Raw genomic sequence first — 22,334 nt, forward strand, 5'->3', positions numbered from 1 at the left:
TCGATGAAACTGAATAAACGCTGGCAACCGATCCTGCTGACCACCTTGGCGCTGGCAATGATTCCGGCCGCTCTGACCTATACCGACTATGCGATCAGCAATCAGGCTCAGCCGGAAAAGCTGCCAGAAAAAATCATCGCACCACGTGTCACTGTGTTACCGATCTCGACCGGCAGTTATAACAGTGTGATGCAGGCCTTTGGCGAAGTGCGCGCAGTAGATGAGATCAGTCTCAGCAGTCAGCTGACCGGTCGGGTGGTGTGGCGTAACGCCAAATTCGCAGTGGGTGGGCGGATTAATAAGGGTGAGGTGCTGATTCGCATCGATGATACCGATTTCCAGACCGCGTTGGCGAATGCTAAGCAAGCAGAGGCAGAAGCCGCATTGGCCTTACAGCAGGAGAAGCGCCAGCGTGATCAGGCCGCACGTGACTGGCAGCGTTCGGGGATCAAGGAAAAACCCGGTGCACTGGTGCTGCGCGAACCGCAACTGAAGGTGGCGAAGTCACGTTTTCAGGCGGCTAAAGCGGCGGTTGTGCAAGCGAAGCGTGATCTGGCGCTAACTCAGCTAAAAGCGCCCTTTTCGGCGGTCATTGTCCAGCGCAGTGCAGCATTGGGCAGTTATGTGGAGTCTGGCACGGTGGTGGCGACCCTGAGGGCCAGCGATCAGGCTGAAGTTGCGTTGTCGCTGGCCGCCAATCAGTGGCAGCAGCTTCCTGATGATCCAGTGGGCTTGGAGGTGGTTTTGCAGAGCCGGGACCAGCACGGCGTGCAGTGGCAGGGGAACGTGCAGCGCTTGTCTGCAACCATTGATGCAAATACCCGACAGCGCAGTTTGATTGTGACGGTGGATAAACCGCTGGATCAGGCGACGCCGCTCTTGTTTGGGAGTTTTGTTCGTGCACAGATTCATGGCGAAAACGTGTCTGATCTGTTTGCTTTGCCAGCATCGGCGCTGACCGCGGATGGCTATATATGGCATGTCATCGATCAGCAGCTGCAACGGGTGCGAAGAGCACCGCTGTTCTCTAGCGAAGGGCAGATCTTTGTGCCTCAGGGAGAATTGCCGGATAGCATCGAGCTAGTGCGTAAGCCGATGTCCGGTTATCTGCCGGATATGCGGGTGCAGCCTCATGTGATGGGAGGTGTGCGGTGAGCACGAAATCTTCGACTGACACCTATCAAACGGCACCGGAGCAGAAAGGCTGGGTGGCTTGGTTTGCGGGTAATCCCGTGGCGGCCAATCTGTTGATGGCACTGATTCTGGTCGCCGGTGTGATGACTGCCCTGAATCTGCGTGTTGAGGCGTTTCCTCCGTTGCCGCCGAACAGTGTCAGCGTGAATGTGATCTATAGCAGTGGTTCGGCTAAATCCTCGGAAGAGGGTGTAACCATCAAGATCGAAGAAGCGCTGCAAGGTGTACCGGGTATTAAAAAGATCTCCAGCACGTCGGATGGCAGTGGCAGTTATGTCACGGTTGAACGTACTAGTGGCTACGATCTGAATAAGCTGTACCGAGATGTGAAGAACCGGGTGGATGGCATCGCCACCTTGCCGGAAAAGGCTGAAAAACCGGTAATCAGCCGTGAGATCTATCTGGAAGATGCGGTCAGCATTCACCTCTACGGTGATGCTGATCAGGATGCATTGCAGGATACCGCACGGAACTTGCGAGACCAGCTACTGGCGAACAAAGCCATTGAAAGGATTAACACCAACGGACGTCAGACGCCGGAAATCACGATTCAGGTTGATGAACAACAGTTGCAGGCGTTGGGGCTGACCTCAAGTGATATCGCGCAGCGTGTCGGGGCGTCATCGTTGACGGAAGCGGGCGGTGAGCTATTCAGCAAAGACGGCAGCCTGGTGGTTAAAGCGGACCAGCAACGCTACCGCTTGCGCGAGTTTGAAGCCATCCTGATCAAGGAGACCACGGATGGTCAGCGTCTGACGTTGGGCGATGTGGCGCGGGTTAGAGATGGGTACGAACAATCGGCGGTGATGTCACGTTTTAACGGCGAGCGGGCGATCTGGCTGGATGTGAAAATGTACAACACCTCTGACATCATGCAGATCTCGGAGCAAGTGCAGAAGGAGGTGGCCGCGTTCCGCAGCCGTTTGCCGGATAACATCAAAGTTGAAGTCTGGAACGATCAGAGTCATTACATCGCTAACCGCCTGACCTTGCTGTTGGACAACAGCCTGATGGGGATTTTGCTGGTCATGTTTCTGTTGGCGCTGTTCCTGAATGTGCGGGTGGCCTTCTGGGTCGGCGCGGGTTTACCGGTAATCTTTGCCGGTGCGATGCTGTTGATGGGACCGAACTTTTCCAACCTGAGCCTCAATGAGCTGACCACTTTCGGCTTTATCATTGCCCTCGGTATTGTGGTGGATGACGCTGTTGTCGTGGGGGAAAGCATCTACAGCGAGCGGGAGAAGCGCGGAGCGACTTTGCACTCGACGATCCGCGGCGCGCAGCGTGTCACCGTGCCTACCGTGTTTGGTGTGCTGACCACCGTCGTGGCGTTTATGGCGCTGGTACTGGTGGAAGGTGAGATGGGCAAGATTTTCAGTTTTTTCGCCTATGCCGCAGCGTTTTGTCTGATCTTCTCGTTGATCGAATCCAAGTTGATTTTACCCGCGCATCTGGCGCATTTAAAAATGGACTCTGGTCTGAGCCGTAATCCGATCTCGGCAGGGTGGGGGTGGTTGCAGGGTAAGGTTCACAGTGGCCTGAGTTACTTCACCCGCAAGCTCTACCGACCATTCATCCACCGGATGCTTAAGCTGCGTTACGCCACGGTTATCATAGCCATTGCCCTCTTTATTGTGGTGATTGGGATGGTGCCATCGGGAAAAATTAGAGCAGTCTTTTTCCCGGATATTCCAAGTAACTTCATCATGGTTGAGATGACGCTGGAGGATCAGGCGGGGTATGGATTGGTACAGGCGCAGGCGATCGAAGTTGAAGCGATTGCTGCGCGGGTGAATGAAGCGTTACAGGCCGAATACCAGTTACAGCAGCCACCGATTCCACAGTTGATGACGTTAACCACTGAAACCGGTGCGACCATTATTGCAGGTTTGTCGCCACGAGATGCCCGTCCGTTTGGGACTCAGGCCGTGGCGGATCGCTGGCAGGAACAGATCGGTCCACTGGAAGGGGTACTGAAACTGAAATTTATCACCTCCTGGGAAGGTGAAGCGGATATCAGTATCGAGCTGCGGGCACAGGATGCAGAAACGTTGAAAGCGGCGGGCAAGCAAGTGCGTGAAGCCTTGGCGCAGTACAGCGGTGTCTCTGGCATTCAGAACAGTATGAAAGCCGGACAGGCGCAGATCGATCTGCAACTGCGACCGGAAGGTCAGGCGATGGGTTTGACGACTGCGATGCTTGCTCAGCAGATTCAGCAGGCGTATCAGGGCTACGAAGTGCAGCGAATCCAACGTGGCCGCGACGAAGTGAAAGTCAAAGTGCGCTATCCGGATGAACAGCGCCAGCGTATCGATGACCTGAACAATGCCCGTATCCGTACAGCGGATGGTCGCGTCGTACCTTTGAGCACGGTGGCTGAACTCAGCTCCCGTTATGTCGCCACGGAGATCGAACGTATTGATCGCGGTCGGGTGGCGGTGATTACCGCAGATCTGGATAAATCTGTGGCGTCTCCGGGTGAGATTCTGGCTTCACTGGATGCGGAGCTGTTTGGTCAGCTGGAACTTGATTACCGTGATCTGACCATACACTTGGGTGGGGAGGCACAAGAGGAAGCGGAGACGACTAACTCGCTCAAAGGAGCGTTCATCGTTGCATTAATTGCGATTTACACACTGTTGGCGATCCCCCTGAAATCCTATGTACAACCGTTGCTGATCATGACCGCTATTCCGTTTGGCATCATCGGAGCCTTGCTCGGTCATTGGTTACACGGCGTACCACTGAGTATCCTGTCGATGTTTGGCATCCTGGCATTGTCCGGCGTGGTGGTGAATGACAGTTTGTTGCTGATCAGTCGCTACAATGAGAGCAGAGCGGATGGCCGTCCGGTAAAGTTGGCGCTGGTGGATGCGGGCTGTAACCGGATGCGAGCCATTATTCTGACCTCAGTGACCACCTATGCGGGGCTGGTGCCATTGATCTGGGAGACGGCAGAGAACGCCCAGTTCCTGATTCCTGCGGCGATTGCTATGGGATACGGTATCCTGTTTGCCACGTTGATCACACTGGTGTTGATTCCCGTGTTGTTGCTGATCAGTGAAGATCTGAACATTGCCCGCTGGTGGCGCCAACGCGCGGCGACCAAAACCCATGCCCTGACGATGGAAACCGTTGAATGAGTGCCTTTTTCCTATGAGTTTCAATGCCATGAATGTATTGCTGGTTGAAGATGACCGTGATCTGGCAGCCTCGGTGGCTGACTATCTGGCGTTGGAGGAGATCGATGTAGATCATGCCTATAACGGTCAGGCGGGTCTGACGTTAGCCTGCTCCGGTCACTACGATGTACTGTTGCTGGATCTGATGTTGCCACGTATGGACGGACTGACATTGTGTGAAAAACTGCGTGAACAGGGGATCGATACCCCCGTTCTGATGCTGACGGCACGCGATACGTTGGATGATAAAGTGGCTGGTTTTCGCGCAGGTACCGATGATTATTTAGTTAAGCCCTTCGCGTTGGAGGAGTTGATTGTACGTATTCAGGCACTGGCAAAGCGGCGCAGTGGGCAGGTTCGAAAACTGCAGGTAGCCGATCTGATTCTTGACCTGAGCGCGCGTCAGGCTGAACGTGCGGGGCAAACGCTGAAGCTGACCCCCAGTGGCTGGACACTGCTAGAGACCTTGATGCGGTCGAGCCCGTCAGTACTCAGTAAACGGGAACTGGAACAAGCGCTCTGGCCTGATGATGCGCCGGATAGCAATGCGTTGAAAGTACACCTCTACCACCTTCGTCAACAGGTGGACAAACCGTTTGATCAGGCGCTGATCCATACGTTGCCGGGGCAAGGTTTTGTCCTCAAGGCGAAGGGGTGAGTCGTGCTGAAAATGTTTAAATCCAGTGGGCGTACCATGCGCCGCGAGCTGAGCAATTACTTTCTCGGTCTGGCCTTGTTAACCGCATTGGGTTTTATCATGGCACTGATCGAGTATTTCGAAAGTGGTCTGGATAACGCATCGCGGCTAGGTCTAATGATGGAGGTACGCGCTTTTGACGCCGAGTATGCCAGCAATCCAAATGCAGCGTTACCCAACAGTTACAGCACCCATTTCTATCTGGATTCCTGGGATACTGCACCGGAGTTCTATAAGCAGGTAATTCCTTTTGATGAGTTGCAATTGAACGAACTTGAAGATGTGGAATGGGCGCCACATGGTGAAGAAGAATGGGAAGATTCGCGATATCTGATCATCTATTGGCACAAGTTGCACGATGGCCGTGATCTTTATGTGGTGGCTGACTACGATTCGAATCTGATGAGCGACGAGGAGAAGGAGGAATTTGATACCCAGTTCACCCGGGTATTTTATCTGAGCGGGGGTTACTTGTTCCTGATGTTACTGGTGGTTTGGTTCTATAACCGCAGGGTCAGCCGCCACACCCAGAAACTTGCTGATTGGGCTGAAGCCCTGACGTTGGAAACCATCAGCCAAGCTCGCCCGGACTTTCGTTATGTTGAACTCAATCGCATTGCGGAACAGCTGCAGGCGGCTTTCGAACGGATAGCCTCACTGCTGGAGCGCGAACATCAGTTTTTACGTCACGCCAGTCATGAGCTGCGTACACCGATCGCGGTGATCCGTGCCAACATGGAACTGCTCGACAAAATGGGTGTTCCTGAGGCGCTGAATCGTCCGGTTGAGCGAGTACGCCGGGCTAACCATGCGATGTTGCAGCTGACTGAAACTTTGCTCTGGTTGAGCCGGGAGAATGAAACCGCACCCAATTTAAGCGATGTACAGATCAATAGCCTGCTCGACGAGCTGACAGATGAATTGGGTTATCTTCTTCAGGATAAATCTGTTGAGATACTGCGCCACTACGCAGCCGATTTACCGGTACAGCGGTTACCTGAAATACCGTTGCGGATTGTGCTAAGTAACCTGCTGCGCAATGCCTTTCAATATACGGATGAAGGCGATGTGCTGTTGGATCTTAATGGGGATCGACTGGTGATCGAAAACCGTGAACATGGTGAACTGAATATCGATTCAGATCAGAGTTTTGGCTTGGGACTGATGCTGGTGAAACGAATTTGTGATCGCTTGGGCTGGTCGCTGGAATTGCAGTTTCAGGAGCAGGGCGTGCGCGCTGAGCTGCAGCTGCCAAAATAAAGTGTGTTGCCTCACTTGTGAGCCGGGGAAAAGAATCTGCGAGGGTGCTGTGCTTTGAGGGAAGCCTGAGATAGGGCGCCCCTCGCAGATAAAGCAGGTTAAGTGCTCAGAACCGGTAGGTCACACCCATAAAGCCGGAAATCGCGCCATCCTCATCCACAATCGGACTGTTGGTCACTTCATCGCCGTACCACTCTGCACCAACGCCGCCCATCAATGTCCATTGCTGGCTCAATGGATATTCCGCCATGACTTCAACACCGTAACGCCATCCTGCATCAGCGTTATATTGTGCACGTCCCGCATTGGCCTGTTTCGCAGATACGCCATAGTAGTGGTTCACCAGATCATCACTCATCCAGCTGGCATAGACACTGGTCATAAGTAGGGTTTGATCAAACTCCAGCGGTACGGACCAATTCAGGCTAAGCTCGGTGCCCTCGTGTTCGTTGCTGACGTCCTGTGCGATGCTGGCGCCCAGCAAACCGAAATCGGTAACTAGTTCTCCGCTCAGTTTGAGATTGATACCACTGTCGACATCACCCATATCTTTCAAGGCGCGGCTATCAGTGCGTTCGCCGTCTAGTTCATCTCCCGTAACGGAGATCACCAGACTGTAATCTTCCTCGTCAGCGATCAGGTAACCAGCTTCCATTCCTTCAAAGAAAAAGTTTCCGTAACTTAGTTCAATCAGGGGCAGTGCGTCTGTCTGATTGTCGATACCTTTGTAGATCGATTGGTGAAAACCGACGCCTAAACCGAGGCCTATTTCCAGTTCGCTGTTGTCAGCTAACGCAGGGAGCGTTACGACAGACAAACTTGTTGCCAGCGTACTGGCACTCAGAGTATTGATTCTCATGGGATTTAAAATGTCCTGTTGTATGTGATAACAGGAGCCTAACTTGGGCAGGGTAAACGGAGGGTTAAGGCAGTTAAAGCGTTTGACTGCGGGATGGAACCTTAGCGGATACGGAGCGTATCAATCATCCTCAGCGTTTTAACCCCACTACAATTAAGTATATACTTTGCATCTTTTGAACGGTCATCTCGGGCGTATATGTAACCTCCCGGGTGACTCTGTTGTCGTTCAGGTTGCAGACCGCAGTGTGATAATAAGAATAGCCAGATGCACAAATTAGAATGGGACGCGGGGATGAGTGTGGGTGTCGATGCGATCGACAATGACCACAAAATGCTTCTCTCCTTGATCAACGAAATTTCGGATGCGATTGAGCACAATAAAGCGACATCCGTGATTGAAGATGTCTTTGAACGGCTCGAAGTCTACGTTGTTGAGCATTTCAGCCGTGAAGAAGCGTTGATGCGGCAATGTGGTTATGAAGACCTCAAGGCGCATATCCGACAGCACCGAAAGTTCATCGATAAAGTACCGGAACTGAAACGGGAGTTGCTGAATGCGGATACCACGGAGGTGGCTGCCGAGATCAACCTGTTCCTGTTTGACTGGCTGATGAATCATATCGTGGGAGAGGATATGTGCTTTGCGCAGCTCGCTCACGATCAGGGACTAAGTACCCGCAATCACCGTAAGCCGTCCTGCCTGCGCCGCCTGACCGCTTGGTTAGGTAGCAAGCTGACGCTCGGGCGTCGAATTTTCCTGACCGCTCTTATCCCCATTATTGGTGTCAGCCTGCTGAGTGTGTTGGTTTTATGGATCAGTATTCAGCGTGTTTACCATGTGCAGCAATTGGTCAGTGTGACTCAGGTGGTGCATGAGATTAATGATCTGAGCCACAACCTTCAGGCCGAACGTGGCCTCAGTACCGGGGTGATCAGCACCGGATATCGTCAGTTTCAGCAAGAGTTACTCAATCAGCGTGCCTTGACGGATCTTGCGGTGGATACGTTTGTTCAGCGGCTTAAGCAATTGCCCGAAATTGACCCACTGCTGTCGACGCAGATTCAGATGACTACCGCGAAACTGGATGAATTAGCGGCGCTGCGCAGTCAGATTGACCTACAGTCTTTGAATGCCACTCAGGCGTTGGGTTATTACACCACGCTGATTGATTCGTTACAGAAAATTCCTGAAGGGACGTTGCAGTTGGAGATGGGGTCGGAACTGGTCAACTCCATGACCGCTTATACTGCGTTACTGCATATGAAGGAATCCGCTGGGCGGCAACGAGCCATTGGGACGCAGGCGATCGCAGAGGGGCAGTTTTCGCCAGGTTTGTACCAGCTCTATGCCAGTCTGATTGGGGAGCAACGCAGCTTTCTAAAGGTCTTCCGGCAGTTCACAAATCAGGAACAACAACAAGAATGGGCCTCATTGATCGAGGGGCCTGCCGCTATTCGTGCACAGGGATTTGAAAGTTTGATCAACCGCTCGATGCAGGATGATCGGTTGCCCCAGCTGGACGGACAATTGTGGTTTGCTGTGACCTCTGCACGTATCGATGAACTGAAACAATTGGCTGACGAGTTGGGCCGGGTGATTGATCGCCGTGCGACGCAGAAAGTGAATGACCTGAAGGGCGGGCTTTATATTACGACCGCCGTACTTGCCGTGATTCTCGGCCTGACGATTTTGCTGTCCTGGTTACTGAATCGCAGTGTGATCGAACCCGTACAACGCATGACCCGAGCGATGACTGGTCTGGCGAAAGGTGGGCGTGATCTGCGCTTTACCGAACATTTTGCCCAGGATGAGCTTGGCCGGATGGCGTTAGCGTATGAACAGTGTCGCCGCAGTTTGTTGCGGGCTGATATCTCATCGGCGGTGAGCAATCACCGCCAGAATATCGAGCTCCAGGCGCGTATTCGGGAGAAAGAACGTTTCCGTATGCTAGCCTCCACCGATCCGTTGACAGGTGCACTTAATCGCAGGAAATTCAACGAATTGGCGGACAACGAAGTCGAGCGCGCGCAGCGCTATGGTCGCCCGCTGTCCGTCATGATGCTGGATCTGGACTACTTTAAGCGTGTGAACGATACGTTCGGTCATGCTGCTGGCGATGATGTACTGCGTGCTTTCTATTCCACGTGTTTTGGGCGGGTGCGTAGTACCGATATTATTTCCCGTCTTGGCGGAGAGGAATTTGCCATATTGATGCCGGAAACTGATATACGGCAGGCATTTGAGCTGGCGAGCCATATCCGGGAGGCGATCAGCCGGTTAGTGGTTGAGTTATCGGGGCAGGACAAAGTGAGCACTTTGACTGTGAGTATTGGTGTCACCGCATGGAATGAAACACATGCAAATTCCATTAGCGATATGTTGGAGCAGGCGGATCAGGCTCTTTATTTTGCGAAGGAATCTGGCCGTAACCGCGTGGTGTGTTTTGACGATGGCTGTCATCACGAAACCTCCAGAATAAGAGCGCTGGACGCGTGAAGCTCAAGAGATCTGCACTGATTTATGCTTAGAACATTATGTGATACATTAATTTATGTATTTTGGAATTAATTGTATCGTAATTGATTTTTGTCATTAACAACCCTCGATGTCGTTACCTATTATTAAGGTAGACTCAAAGATCCCGGTCGGGTCCGGATCAGAGTTCGCATTCCGCATATGAAATAGCTCACGCTATATGCAACTGAGGGTACATACTGATGACTACTGAGCCAAACTCAGCCAGTGCAGGAAGCAACGAAGATCCATTGACGGACTTTTCCAATTGCCATGTGGGCATTATCAAAAACTTCGAACGTCTGCGGACGCTGTCGTTAACTGAAATCGAAAGTCCTGTTCAGGACGATGTCAAAGCTTCAGCGAAAAAACTCTATGCGTTCTTCCGCGATGTGGTACTTGAACACCACAGTGAAGAGGAGCAGGAACTGTTTGCTGAAGTAAAAGATTCCGCCCGCAAAGGTGGTGACGATGCAGCAAAAGCGTTGGGTATGATCGATCAGCTGGTGCGTGAGCACCGTTCACTGGAAGCGCAGTGGAAAGCGATTGAAAGTGATATCAAACAGCTTTCTAAAGGCAAACTAGCGTCTCTGGATCAGGAAGCGGCGGGTAAACTGGCCGATGACTATCTGGCCCATGCAAATTTTGAAGAACAGGAGTTTTTACCACTCTCTGCGAAATTGCTGGGTGAGCGAGGCTTGTCTTCCCTGGGGTTGTCGTTACATATGCGTCATACCCATGTCAGCATCCCTAATTACATCTGATCACTGTTATTATTGAAGCTTGTTGCTGAAACGTCCCAGCGGCTTTAGCCGCTGGCGTTCATCTGCTGCAGGATGATGTTCTGAAAATCGCGGATCGATTTTTCCTGATGCCTTGCGGTCGCACCGACTGAAAACAGGGGGGACTCCAGTGATTTTTGCTGTTGTTCGCAGACGTAAATATCTTCTGCCATAAAGTCACCGCTCATCATGGGATCATCCGATCCGATACCCTCTTTGTACTTTCCACTCCATGTAGACTGTTGGCTGTAGCTTTTACCGGTCTGCCAGAGATAGGCCCAATCAGACACCGCTTTGATTCGCGTACGCGTAATCACTCGGGTGCGATTGGGTGCCAACGGAATCACATGGAAGACAGACCATGAGTCTTCGGTGGCAGCAATGCCCAGGTTGGGAAACAGCATCGGTACATATGCCCCCACAGGTTGATCGTCAGTAAAATGATCAATGGGTGGAAGCGGGCTTTTATCCTTCAGATTTTTTGCATAATCATCCTGTAGAGGCTCATAAAAGGTGAAGTGCGGGCCTATAAAACCGGTTTTCTGCTTCTGGTGATCGTACATATTGAGTGTGGCTGAATGCAGGTGTGCCAAGTGATAGCCGTCGATGTAGTTTTCCGCGATCAGCTTCCAGTTGGCGTGGATCTCATGATCGGTCGCCGCTTCCGGGTATTCCACCAATGCTTCCGGTCGGTGTGGACCGATATAGTTATCCACACCCTGCAACCACTGTTTGAGTGGTTCCGCGTCGGGCATTGGGTGCACCCAAATCATCCCCAGCCAGATATCCACCTGCGCTTTATGTAGTCCCAGTGACTTCTTATCCAGGTCGGGAAATTCCGTTTTTTGCTGAGGCACGGCGATCAGATCCCCTTCGAGCGAGTAGCTCCAGTCATGGTAGGGGCAGGTGATCGCTTTTCCGGCTTTACCGCAGGTTCGCAGCAACTGGGTGCCGCGATGCCGGCACATATTATGGAAAGCGCGCAGCTGGCCATCGGGACCTTTTAATACGATCAAGCTGTACCGTCCGGCCTGAACAGTGATGAAATCACCGGGTTCAGGCAGATCTTCAACCAATCCGGCAAACTGCCAGTTTTTCTCAAACAGCGTGGCCTGTTCTTGCTTGAACCATTCCTCTGAGGTGTAGGCTGCTTTGGGTAGATGGATCACTTGATCGGTGCTCACATGACTGGCAGGCATTATGGTTCTCCTGTTGCAATAAGGGACGAGGTTTTCGAAGGGTTCTGATCTACTTGCCTCGTATTTGCCTTGATTGTGGTGCTATTAAGCCCGGATCAACCCGGTCAGTGAGGTGCCATTGTTAAAGTGTGCGAGATTGGGGAATAGGGCATTTAGCTGCTTTCTCTGCACGCCAAACCAGTGTGCCAGTTCTGCATAGAGCTGGTCAGTGCTGGTGGTTGGAATCAACACGCCATCGCCTGCGTTAAGAGGGTTGTTATCGAGCGATAGCGATGGATACTCACCGAAAATCTGGCCACCTTGAATGTCACCGCCCATCACCAGCGTATTGCCGCCCCAACCATGGTCTGTGCCATTCCCGTTGGAGGTCAGTGTGCGACCGAAATCAGAGCCAGTGAAGGTAATCACCTGATCGGTCAGGCCCATGGAGTTGAGTGCATGTTGGAACTCACCCAATGCTTTACTCAGTACGCGCAGCATCTCGGCGTGATTGTTGAGCAGTTCGTCGTGGTGATCCCAGCCTATGTAACGCAGAAAGAACGTCTGCTGCGGCGTGTTCAGTGCATCGGCCGCCTGGATACTTTGTGCGACTTGCCGCAATTGCTGAGAGAGCGGGCTATCAGAGAATGATCCCGGCACCCGTACATTGTGGGTAGCGCTGCGGAATACCTCATGTTGGGCCTGCGCTTCTCGGGTCAGGGCCAGGTAACTCTGCTTGAACGGATCGTTTTGATAATCGGCGGTGAGCAGGTCTTCGAAGCTATCCAGAAGTTCGCGATTGAGAGGTGTTTTCTGTTCGTTAACGATCAGTCCGACACTGCCTTTATCGGTAATGGAGTAATGGGAGGATTGCGCACCGTTTTGCATGATGTTGCTACCTGCCAGCGAGATGTTCATGGGGATTTCGCTGACCGGTCGGTTGGGCTGCAGGGCATCAGCAAAATAGCCGAACCAACCGGAGTTGATGCGCTGATGCGGACGGCTGGTCTGCCAATGTCGAAACTGGTCCGCGTGTGACAGCAGGCCCAACGGGATCTGTGCGCTGCCGTTTTGCATTGCGGCTTGGCTGACCGGTGTGATCATAGGCGCGATGTTGGCAACAAACGCCAGCTGCTTCTGTGCAAACAGCGCCTGCACTTCCGGCATGCTGTTGTGTAATCCAAAGGTGCGGCCTTGCTTGTCTGTGAAGCCGGAAAGTGGCAATAAACTTTGCTGACTCAGCGCCAGATTACTGCGGCTCTGCTGGTACTCCCGGTAGTGTGGGGCGCTGGTGGGCACCAGCATATTGAAGCTGTCGTTGCCACCGTCGAGCATAATGAACACCAGCGCTTTTTTTTGCGGGCGCAGATTGAGTGCTATCGATTGAGGACGGGGTGAGGGGGCGGCGAACGAAGGAGCCACACCGGACAGCGCCAACCCTGCGGTAACGCTCGCACCAGCTTTGATTAGCTCGCGACGGGTGATTTGAGTTTTCATGGTCAGGCCTCCTGCACGGTGAATTCAGGTGAGATTGCCAACATAAACGCAACCGTCTGTACTACCCAGATCGGGGTGTCTTTGTAACGCTCAAAGGCAGCTTTAATGCGCGGTTTGATCGCCAGATCGGTCTGACCGGTGAGGCGCAGGCTCATATGATCGATCAATTCGTCGTGTTTACCGGCAGAAGCCAGTTGCAGCTCGTGGCTGAAGTCCAGGTGGATACGGTCACGGCTGGTTTTTTGTAGGCGATCAGGATCCAGCTCGGGTACGTTCAGGATGCCCGGTGTGGCGTTGATCTGAGTGCTGACTGCCGGGTAGCCGTCGCCAAAAAACCAGTAATACATAAAATTCACGTAAGCGATGGCGGTGGCGGAGGTGAGTAGTTCAAACTCAGGCGCAACCAGGTCTCGACGTTCCAATGGACCGTGCGGTACAAAGTCCGGTTTGTAGAAGTTGAACACTGTCGGAGAGGAGAGAGGGTGTTGTTGCAGCATCTCCTGAATATCATCGCCGATTAGCCATAAACGTCCCGATTTATTACTGGCGCTAAATCCACGCAGTAGCTGTGTGACTCTTAACAATGGGGATTTCAGCTTCTGGGATTGGACTGTTTGCCTTCCTTCATGCCGTGCGGCTGAAAACTCAACGTGAGAGACGGGGTTTCGTAGTGGATAGGTCAGCACTTCGCGCACGACCGCTTTGAGATTTCCGCGCCGTCCGAATTTTGCGGCCACTGCACGTACGTATGCTGCCGATGGATTGGACGTCACGAGCTGGTTTATCAGATGACGGGCAATAAACGGAGCCGTATTGGGGTGACTGACCAGCGCCTCGATTGTTGCTCTGATCTCTTGTTTACCTGACTGCTTGCCGGGCAGCTGGATATGGCCATTGAGCAGGCGTTTGGGGCCACGGTCGTGGTAATCCTCGTCAATTACCATCGGTTTGGTCATGTTTACGAACGGCACGGTCTTGTAGGTTTTATCGATGCCATCTTCAAAACCGACTTTGTAGCCGTTGTAGCTGCTGCTCCAGAAACTGGTTGGCCACTCGTATTGGTAGCTGTGTGCTTTAAGTCCGGTAAATACCCGCGCTAACTCTTTAATGTCGGTGTTGTCATAGGTCGGAATCGCGTTGCCCTGGCGGTCTGTTTTACGACGACCGTCCGGGTTTAACTCATACAGCCCGATACTAAACAGCTGCATCACTTCACGGGCGTAGTTCTCATCCGGGTGAATATGCTGCGCAGGGTCTACTTTGCGGTTGTTCATATGCGACAGGTACACGCCCATGCACGGGTGCAGTGAGACATCGTGAAGCAGGTCGGCATAGTCTCCGAAGGCGTGGTTGTAGAGCAGGTCGTAGTAACTGCCCATGCCTACCGCGTCCAGTTCCAGTGAGGAGTTATCCGATATCACCAGAATTTCACTCAGGGCTTGTGCGACCCGTTGGCGCAGCAGGTCGGAATGGCTGCTCAGCGTATGATCCCACCATGCCATATGGAAATACCATTTGTACGCCAGAGCGGGGTTGTTGCCCTCACCGTTAATGGCGCTTTCACCATGTGCCGATTTAAGACGTGTGCGGAAGTGTTGCCAGATGGAGCGCGTCGCGGCTTCGAAGGTGTTGTTACTTTTCACCCGGCTATCAAGTTGTTGCTCCAGCCAGGGTTCTATTCCAGTGTCCGCGACCTGTTTCAGGGTGGCGTGGTTGACCCCCAGCGTCGCTTGCATTAGAAAACGGCTGGTACGATTCAAGTTGTCCATGATAGATACCTGTAAGGGTTAGTGGCTCACAGTGGGCGGTGTTTTTTCCGGGGTCGGGTCGGGTTGCCAGCCCGGCGGCCGAAGCAGATAGCTGAAAAATTCCGAGCCCGTGCGGGCTTTTACAAGGTCTTTATAGAGCCGCGGAAATTCGTAGAACTGCACGGTGATGGGGTTTTTGCTGGTCATCGGGGTGGTCAGGCCGTACGTGGGCAAAGATTCCTCTTTCTGGAAGGTGCCGAAGAGTCGGTCCCAGACAATCAGAATGCCGCCGAAGTTCTTATCGATATATTGCTTATCACTGCCGTGATGAACCCGATGGTGCGATGGGGTGTTCAGGAACCATTCCAGGGGTCCGAGCTTGCCGATCATCTCGTTGTGAATCCAGAATTGGTAGGCTTGTACCAAGATTTCAGCGGCGAAGATCAGGATTGGGTTGAAGCCCATCAATACCAGCGGCAGATGGAAGAGTATGGATACCATCGGGTCAAACAGGCTAAAACGGAACGCGGTGGCGGTATTATAAACGCCCGAACTGTGATGGACGGAATGTGCCAGCCAGAATAGGCGGATCCGGTGGATCGCGTAGTGTTCGATGTAGTACGTCAGGTCGGCAAGTAAAAGTACCAGCAGAGCACTGTAACCATTCACGGGGATTTTCCACGGGATCAACTCGTAGATGTTGAAGTAGAGGTACACCGCCCCGCCAAAGACCGTAAATTCCAACAAGTAGTACGGCACTTGCGTAAAGAGGCTTGAGAGTGTTTCCAGAAATCGTTCACCGGTAAAGCGTCGGGTGATCAGTTCGTTCAGCAACTCTAAGGTCAGGAACAGCACGGCGAACACTAAGACCCAGTCGTATATGTTGAACGACATGAATTCGATATATTCAAGCCAGTTAGCGTTAGTCATCAGCGTTCTCCGCTTATTTCAGGGCGAGAAATGTGATCTGGCTTTCCGGTTGAAAGTCAGGATCAAGTTGATAAATTTCGTAATCTGTCTGTAAACGCAGAGGTCCGGGCAGCGTTTCTGCCTGCTGCCACCCGTCGAGTACACTGATACGTGGCAGCTTGAGATAACGCCCGGCCGCTAAGGTGACAACCGAAGGATATTGGCGATTTCCGGCATGTATAAACCCTAAGGTGAGTTGTACGGTTGAGCGTTGGTTGTCGTAGTTGTGATAGACCGCATACACCTGTTGATTGTGTAGCGGCAGATCAGCGGCCAGAGCCGAGTTGGCAAAGTCCAGCCAGTGTTGATCGATCTGACTGTTCAGGTGTGTACTGAGATCCAGTGTGCGTGTGATCCCGCCGACTTTTCGGGTGTAGAGTTTGACGGTTTCGTAACGTTTTACCGCTGTGTGTGTTGTCGACGAATCTGGGACACTGGGACGCTGGTTGGCGAATAGGTTTTTGCCGTTTGCATCAAAGGGTAGTGATTGCCAGAAAAGGAAACCAAACATACCCAGCATGGACATGCCATAGAGGATACGCAGGGCGATATTGCGTTTTGGTAATGCCATGTTTTCAGATCTCCCAATAAAAGCAGGACAGTGCGACAACCAGCCAGAGCAGAAGCGTGATCCAGTAGGCAACAGGCTCTTCGCTACGGTGGAACTCTCGGTGTAACCAGCTTTTTCCGGAGAACAGGTCGTATGTCACCCAGAGCAGTAAGACGATTCCAAGTATGGCTGTCCAGCTCATCATTCAGTCGCCTCTTTAGCTGATTTTAAAGACCGAACCAGCTGCTCTGCCGCCTGACGCGCTGGCATACGATAGATATCGGTCATTGCTAGAGGAGAGAGGGAGTCAAGATTAAAGTAGAGGGATACCAGTCCAAATGAAACTGCGGCCACGTCTTGCACACTGGCTTGCGGATAGTCATTTTTGAGAATAGCGGTGATTGTCGCGGAGAAATGCTGCATCCAGTTTTGCATTTTCTTTTGCAGTACGGGGTCGCGTCCCGCTGCGAAGATAAGCGATTCGATCACCAGTATGAAAGCGGAGTCACTGTGATATTCATTAAACAGGCCGTTCAGTAGATAGTCGCATCCATGTTGCGGCGGCATATAGGCAAGAAACTCATCCCATTGAGCGTTGGACTGGTCGATAACCCGGTCTGCCAACATGGCAACCAGTTCATCCCGATTACCCACAAAATGTCGGACGAGGCTGCGTTTGAGGCCCGCTTCTTCCGCAATGCGCTCCAGTGTGCTGCCTTCTAATCCAAAGCGCGAAACGCAGCGTTGGAAAGCCAGCAAAATCTCTTCTGTCCGTTCCTCTTTCTTACTTGGGCGTCCCATATCTCTACTCAGTACTATATTGTCAGTTTTGACAGTTTATCGTGGGGTGTTGTTTTTTGTCAATGGTGACAATATATGATTGTGGCTTCTGATATAGCGTTCTCAGGGTGGTGCTATCTTGCTCGGTAGCGGTGAGATGGCAGCATAAGTAAGGGAAATCTATGTGCCGAAATGATATGTTACTCACTAGTGATAAAAGGGTAGCAACGTGTGGTCTTTACTCTTTTAAAGGCATTTGATCGATCTTGAGCGGGTTTTCAGCAAAAGATTCCGTATGCGTTATAATTCTGCGGAACTATTTATCGATCATTTAATAATCTCTGTATTTAGGTAACTTGCCGCTGTATGGCTGATTTAAAAAGGACTTTACAACCAGGGCGATGGCTTGATCTAAAGCGGTTGTTCGGTTTAATCATCTGCTTGCCGATGCTTGTTGCGCCGTTATCGGCCGCTACACTTGCCGTGCTGTATCCAGAAGCCCCCCCACCGTATAAACAAGTCTTTGATCAGATTGTCGATGGCATTGATGAACGTCATGCTGACCGTTTGATCCGATATCCATTAGAAACCCGCTATAACCCTGAACAGGTGTTGGCCCAGCTTGATCGTGATCAGGTTGATATGGTGATTACGCTGGGAAGACGGGGGTATTCGCTGATCAATGATATTAATGGCCATTACCCGTTTGTCAGTGGCGCTTTACCCCTCACCCCCAATGGCACACTTTCTGGTGTCAGTCTGATTACCGATCCCGATAACCTTTTCAGTCAATTAAACGTTCTTTCCCCGGTAACCAAACGTGTATTTGTTTTATATACGGCTAAGTCTCGCTGGATGGTGGAATTAGCGAAAGTATCAGCGAAGAAGAAAGGTCTGGAGCTTTGGGCGTATGAGGTTAATACGTTGTCTGACGCCGTCAGGAAATACGAAGAAGTGTTGGACAATGCGCGCAATGGGTCGGACGCCATTTGGTTACCTCTCGACAAAGTAACGGCGAACGAGACTGTTATTTTGCCGATGTTGCTGCGCGAAGCTTGGGATCGTCGTCTGGTGATGTTTTCGAGTAAACCGTCCCACGTGAAGCGTGGAGCGTTGTTTTCTATTTATCCGAATAATCAACAGTCAGGTGAACGTCTGGCTGAGATGGTAAAAGAGCTATTCAGTGGGAAGACGATGCCGGGTGTGGAACCATCCCGCTCACTGCATTTGGGGGTGAATCTGCGTACCGCTGTGCACTTAGGAATGGAATACAGCCCTACGTTGACCCGCTCTTTTTACCGAACGTTTCCTCAACCTTGATGTTTAGGTAGTGACCGTGCTTTTTGTTGGTAATCAAAATAGTCTGCGAAAACAGTTGCTCACGTTCTTGATGGTGTCGATTGCTCTGCTCTCGCTCACCAGCTCGATTGTGGCCGCATGGATTGCTGTGAATCAGTCACGTCAGGTGCTTGAACATCACTCTTTGCAGATCGCTGGGAATCTGGCTCATCAGAGTTTGCTCTCGTTGATTACCGAGAGTAAAGAGAATGCAGATCAGGCGCTTGATCAGGCGATGGCGTTTAACGATGTCTCCGGTGTGGCAATCTTCACCGAACGGATGTTGCTTCTGCAGCAACGTGGAGAGATCAATTGGGACACGGATCAACTTAAGGATTGGTTCGCACATCCTGTGCCGGTGCTCGCTGCAGACAATCGTGATCATTGGATCATCACGTCTCCTGTCTTTCTGCGTGAAGAGCAAGATGATTACGATGAGTTTGAGCTCAGTGGCAGTCAGGAAGAGTTGATGGGATATGTGATGCTGAACGTATCCAAAGATTCGCTACAGACGCTGACTACCAATCTGTTCAGCTATAACCTGATGATTGGTCTTGGCTTCGCGACCCTGTTGGTCTGGCTGCAAAGTGTAGGTTTAAAACGTATTACCCGGCCTTTGCTGAATTTGTCGCAGAGTATGAATGAGGCAAGGACATCGGGAGAGCATAACTACGCGAATGTTGAAGGCCCCATGGAAGTGCGTCAGATGGCGGAAAGTTATAACGCCATGATGCAGGTGTTGGAGCAGCAGGAAGATAAGCTGGTGAAGCTCAACAGTGGGCTGGAAACCGAGGTGGCGATCCGTACCAAAGAGCTGACTCATGCCCGCGACACCGCGTTAGTTGCTGTGCGTACCCAGTCTGAATTTTTAGCCAATATCAGTCATGAGCTGCGCACACCGCTGCAAGCTACGATGGGATATATCGAGCTGGTGATTGAAGAGCTGGAAGATGAGGCGATGGATGAGCCGGTGGAAGATCTGCGCGAAGCTATGCGCGCGTCTACCCGGTTGTTGGCATTAATCAATATGATCCTTGATTTGGCTAAGTGCGAGTCGGGCAAGATGGAACTGATGCCTCAAGAGATCAGCTTGCACACGCTGACGCAGGAAACAGAGTCTGTTATCCGTCCGTTGGCGTCTAAGCGACAGAATGCGTTCAAAGTCTATCTGCCAGCAGAAGATCATTTGCTGCAGGTTGATACAGAGAAGGCTCAGCAGGTGCTTCTAAACCTGCTTTCTAATGCCTGTAAATTCACAGAGCAGGGCACCGTTTTGCTGTCGGCTTCTGTGGAAGATGGATTTGTTATCTGGCAGGTATCAGATACAGGTATTGGTATACCGAAAGAGCAGCAAGGGCTGATCTTCGACAAATTCCGACAAATCGACGGTAGTGTAAAACGGAAATATGGTGGCACGGGATTAGGGCTGGCAATTTCTAAGCATTTTACGGAGATGATGGGTGGTACGCTGGATGTGTTCAGTGAAACCGGTCAGGGCACCACATTTATTTTTAGGCTACCACTGGTAGCCCCCGCAGACACTGTTGATCAGACATCAGAGAATCTGCTCTCCAAGAAACTAAGCAGTACAGACCTGGAAAAATTATGATGCATAAAAAGTTGTCTTTTCTAGCTCTGACCTCAACTATCTGGACCGCAGCAGTGATGGCTGACGGTAACAATCAGTTCACGGATGGCGATGAGTTTGCAGATTTCTACGGTCAGGATGAGCTTGTTAGTATTGCAACAGGCACCAGTACGCCCATCAGTAAAGCACCTTCTGTTGCCAGTGTAATCTCGAGTAAACAGATAGAAGCGATGGGAGCAACCCACCTCGACGAAGTCTTGGAACGAATCCCTGGTTTACACGTGATGCGGTCAGATTTAAGTCGTTTGGACCCTGTGTATTCAGTACGCGGGATTCAAACAGGCTTTAATCCTCAGATACTTGTCTTGCTGAATGGTACTGAGATAAAACAGTTGGTGACAGGAGGTCTCGCGACAACTTTCCGCATGCCTGTGAATAACATCAGTCGTATTGAAGTGATACGCGGGCCTGGTTCTGCAGTATATGGCGCGGACGCGTATAGCGGTGTTATTAACATTATTACTAAATCTGTTGATGAGAATCTAAACGGTTCATTCGGAATCCGCGCAGGTCGCTTCGGTAGTAGTGATGTTTGGGCACAAAAAGGTTATCAAAACGATGATTTCGCTGTTTCATTCTCATTCGAAAATTTGCGGACAGATGGTGATGATTCGCGCATCGTAGAGCGTGATTTACAAACTATCAATGATACTGTCTTTGGGACAAATGCATCTCAGGCCCCAGGTTCGCTGAACACGCAGCAAGATATTACCAATTTACACTTAGACTTTGAGTTTTCTAATTGGAGATTAGAAAACTGGTATTGGGAACAAGATCACGGTGGGCTTGGCCAAGGTGGGGCTCAGGCACTTGATAATATTGGTTATCAAGATGCAAATCAGTTCCTTACTAAGTTAAGTTACAAAACAGATTTGGGTGAAACTTTTCGGATAGAGACTGATTTGTCATTCTTACGAACCGATATTGATACTCATTTTGTATTATTTCCTGCTGGTGCCGCTCTGCCGATTGGCTCTGATGGGAATGCATTCTCATCGCCTTCAGCAGGTGTAGTAAGGTTTCCTGACGGGTATATAGGAAAGCCTAGATCTATTAGTGAGACAACGAAGTACGAGTTAGCTGGGTTATATACCGGATTCTCTGAGCATCAGATACGGATTGCATCAGGGTGGACTTATAATCAAGCTGAAACAGCTGAGCTGAAGAATTTTGGTCCAGGTGTAATTGACGGTACAGAAGGATCTGTTGATGGGACATTGACTAATGTTGCTGGGACTAAGGATATTTACTTGCAGGATCAGGAGCGAACAGCCTACTTTGTATCAATACAAGATCAATGGCAGTTAAATAATGATTGGTCTTTTACCGGTGGATTACGTTGGGATCACTTTTCTGATTTTGGTAGTACCATCAATCCACGTTTAGCCCTCGTGTGGGAAACGTCCCATGATTTAACGACCAAGCTGTTATATGGTGAGGCATTCAGAGCACCATCATTCAGTGAACAGCATCTGATAAATAATCCTTCCGCTTTAGGTAATCCTGATCTTCATCCAGAAGAGATAGAAACGTTCGAATTGGCGTTTGACTACAGACCTACCTTCGAAACAGATTTGAAACTGAGTTTGTATAGTTACAAAGCAACAGACCTAATTGCCACTGTGGCAGAAGGCAGCACGCTTAAATATCAGAATGCACGCAATCAAGACGGGTATGGCGCGGAGCTTGAATTCGATTGGAGAGCGACTAAACAGCTTACGCTGTTTGCTAATTATGCATATCAACACTCCGAAGATTCCGATACTGGTATGGCCGTTCCTGATGCGCCAAAACATTCCACTTATCTTGATCTGCAATATCGCCTGAATCAAAACTGGAGTAGCTCTTTACAGCATTATTGGATTGGAAATCGTACTCGAAATTCTGGAGATTCTCGCGATAAAGTCGATGATTATCATTGGGTTAACGCAAAATTAACACGCAGCTTTGATAATAAGAGATTGAAGTTCTCAATAATGGTGAAAAACCTTTTTGATACAGATGCGAGAGAACCTTCAAGCGCAAGTATTCCTGGGGATTATCCACTCGAAGGAAGGAGTGTAATAGGAGAGCTGCGGTATAAGTTCTGATTACAATGCAGTTCTCTAGGATCCTTGAATGAAAGAGTTTGCTGA

At 51.0% G+C, this 22,334-nt stretch carries 17 protein-coding genes; 9 read left to right on the forward strand and 8 right to left on the reverse strand.

What is annotated here, in order from left to right:
* The first annotated feature begins 3 nt into the window (after positions 1 to 3).
* From IOQ59_RS17500 to IOQ59_RS17515, 4 genes are read left to right on the forward strand one after another with little or no spacing between them, the layout of a single operon-like run.
* Positions 4 to 1,155 carry an efflux RND transporter periplasmic adaptor subunit gene (locus IOQ59_RS17500; RefSeq protein WP_193954749.1) on the forward strand — a complete coding sequence of 384 codons (1,152 nt, stop codon included), beginning with the start codon at positions 4 to 6 and terminating at the stop codon, positions 1,153 to 1,155.
* Positions 1,152 to 4,337, forward strand: coding sequence for an efflux RND transporter permease subunit (locus tag IOQ59_RS17505; protein ID WP_371871891.1), 3,186 nt, complete (start codon positions 1,152 to 1,154; stop codon positions 4,335 to 4,337). Before IOQ59_RS17500 ends, IOQ59_RS17505 begins: the two co-directional genes overlap by 4 nt.
* A gap of 13 nt (positions 4,338 to 4,350) precedes the next feature.
* Positions 4,351 to 5,034: a response regulator transcription factor gene (locus IOQ59_RS17510; protein WP_193954750.1), complete on the forward strand. Its 684-nt coding sequence runs from the start codon at positions 4,351 to 4,353 to the stop codon at positions 5,032 to 5,034.
* 12 nt (positions 5,035 to 5,046) lie between these two features.
* Complete coding sequence (locus tag IOQ59_RS17515) at positions 5,047 to 6,333, forward strand: sensor histidine kinase (protein ID WP_228050991.1); 1,287 nt, start codon at positions 5,047 to 5,049, stop codon at positions 6,331 to 6,333.
* 106 nt (positions 6,334 to 6,439) lie between these two features.
* On the opposite strand, the gene IOQ59_RS17520 is transcribed toward IOQ59_RS17515, so the two are convergent.
* Positions 6,440 to 7,192 (reverse strand): MipA/OmpV family protein, encoded by a 753-nt coding sequence (locus tag IOQ59_RS17520; protein WP_193954752.1) that lies wholly within the window; start codon positions 7,190 to 7,192, stop codon positions 6,440 to 6,442.
* A gap of 267 nt (positions 7,193 to 7,459) precedes the next feature.
* On the opposite strand from IOQ59_RS17520, the gene IOQ59_RS17525 reads away from it, so the two are divergent.
* Both IOQ59_RS17525 and IOQ59_RS17530 read left to right on the forward strand, forming a co-directional pair.
* Positions 7,460 to 9,691, forward strand: a complete 2,232-nt coding sequence (locus IOQ59_RS17525; protein WP_193954753.1) for a bacteriohemerythrin — start codon at positions 7,460 to 7,462, stop codon at positions 9,689 to 9,691.
* Positions 9,692 to 9,912: 221 nt separating this feature from the next.
* Positions 9,913 to 10,473, forward strand: coding sequence for a hemerythrin domain-containing protein (locus tag IOQ59_RS17530; protein WP_193954754.1), 561 nt, complete (start codon positions 9,913 to 9,915; stop codon positions 10,471 to 10,473).
* A 44-nt stretch (positions 10,474 to 10,517) separates the two neighbouring features.
* Here the strand turns inward: IOQ59_RS17530 and IOQ59_RS17535 are convergent, their stop codons facing one another.
* From IOQ59_RS17535 to IOQ59_RS17565, 7 genes are all read right to left on the reverse strand, one after another.
* Entirely contained in the window at positions 10,518 to 11,690 is a 1,173-nt protein-coding gene (locus IOQ59_RS17535; protein ID WP_228050985.1) for an aromatic ring-hydroxylating oxygenase subunit alpha, read from the reverse strand.
* Positions 11,691 to 11,774: 84 nt separating this feature from the next.
* Complete coding sequence (locus IOQ59_RS17540) at positions 11,775 to 13,166, reverse strand: DUF1501 domain-containing protein (protein ID WP_193954755.1); 1,392 nt, start codon at positions 13,164 to 13,166, stop codon at positions 11,775 to 11,777.
* Between the two features lie 2 nt (positions 13,167 to 13,168).
* A complete protein-coding gene (locus IOQ59_RS17545) occupies positions 13,169 to 14,935 on the reverse strand; it encodes a DUF1800 domain-containing protein (RefSeq protein WP_193954756.1) in 1,767 nt (588 codons plus the stop codon).
* A gap of 18 nt (positions 14,936 to 14,953) precedes the next feature.
* Positions 14,954 to 15,844: a sterol desaturase family protein gene (locus IOQ59_RS17550; RefSeq protein ID WP_193954757.1), complete on the reverse strand. Its 891-nt coding sequence runs from the start codon at positions 15,842 to 15,844 to the stop codon at positions 14,954 to 14,956.
* Positions 15,845 to 15,857: 13 nt separating this feature from the next.
* Positions 15,858 to 16,454 (reverse strand): hypothetical protein, encoded by a 597-nt coding sequence (locus tag IOQ59_RS17555; protein WP_193954758.1) that lies wholly within the window; start codon positions 16,452 to 16,454, stop codon positions 15,858 to 15,860.
* 4 nt (positions 16,455 to 16,458) lie between these two features.
* The gene (locus IOQ59_RS17560) at positions 16,459 to 16,638 is read right to left on the reverse strand and encodes a hypothetical protein (RefSeq protein ID WP_193954777.1); all 180 of its coding nucleotides are present in this window, start codon (positions 16,636 to 16,638) and stop codon (positions 16,459 to 16,461) included.
* Positions 16,635 to 17,234, reverse strand: a complete 600-nt coding sequence (locus tag IOQ59_RS17565; protein WP_193954759.1) for a TetR/AcrR family transcriptional regulator — start codon at positions 17,232 to 17,234, stop codon at positions 16,635 to 16,637. Before IOQ59_RS17565 ends, IOQ59_RS17560 begins: the two co-directional genes overlap by 4 nt.
* 426 nt (positions 17,235 to 17,660) lie before the next feature.
* On the opposite strand from IOQ59_RS17565, the gene IOQ59_RS17570 reads away from it, so the two are divergent.
* From IOQ59_RS17570 to IOQ59_RS17580, 3 genes are read left to right on the forward strand one after another with little or no spacing between them, the layout of a single operon-like run.
* Positions 17,661 to 18,533 carry an ABC transporter substrate-binding protein gene (locus IOQ59_RS17570; protein WP_228050992.1) on the forward strand — a complete coding sequence of 291 codons (873 nt, stop codon included), beginning with the start codon at positions 17,661 to 17,663 and terminating at the stop codon, positions 18,531 to 18,533.
* A 16-nt stretch (positions 18,534 to 18,549) separates the two neighbouring features.
* Entirely contained in the window at positions 18,550 to 20,160 is a 1,611-nt protein-coding gene (locus IOQ59_RS17575; RefSeq protein WP_193954761.1) for a sensor histidine kinase, read from the forward strand.
* Positions 20,157 to 22,289 carry a TonB-dependent receptor plug domain-containing protein gene (locus IOQ59_RS17580; protein ID WP_193954762.1) on the forward strand — a complete coding sequence of 711 codons (2,133 nt, stop codon included), beginning with the start codon at positions 20,157 to 20,159 and terminating at the stop codon, positions 22,287 to 22,289. Before IOQ59_RS17575 ends, IOQ59_RS17580 begins: the two co-directional genes overlap by 4 nt.
* Positions 22,290 to 22,334: the final 45 nt, after the last annotated feature.

Origin of the sequence: Pontibacterium sinense (genome assembly GCF_015209595.1) — a bacterium.
In the GTDB taxonomy this organism is placed as follows: Bacteria; Pseudomonadota; Gammaproteobacteria; order Pseudomonadales; family Balneatricaceae; genus Pontibacterium; species Pontibacterium sinense.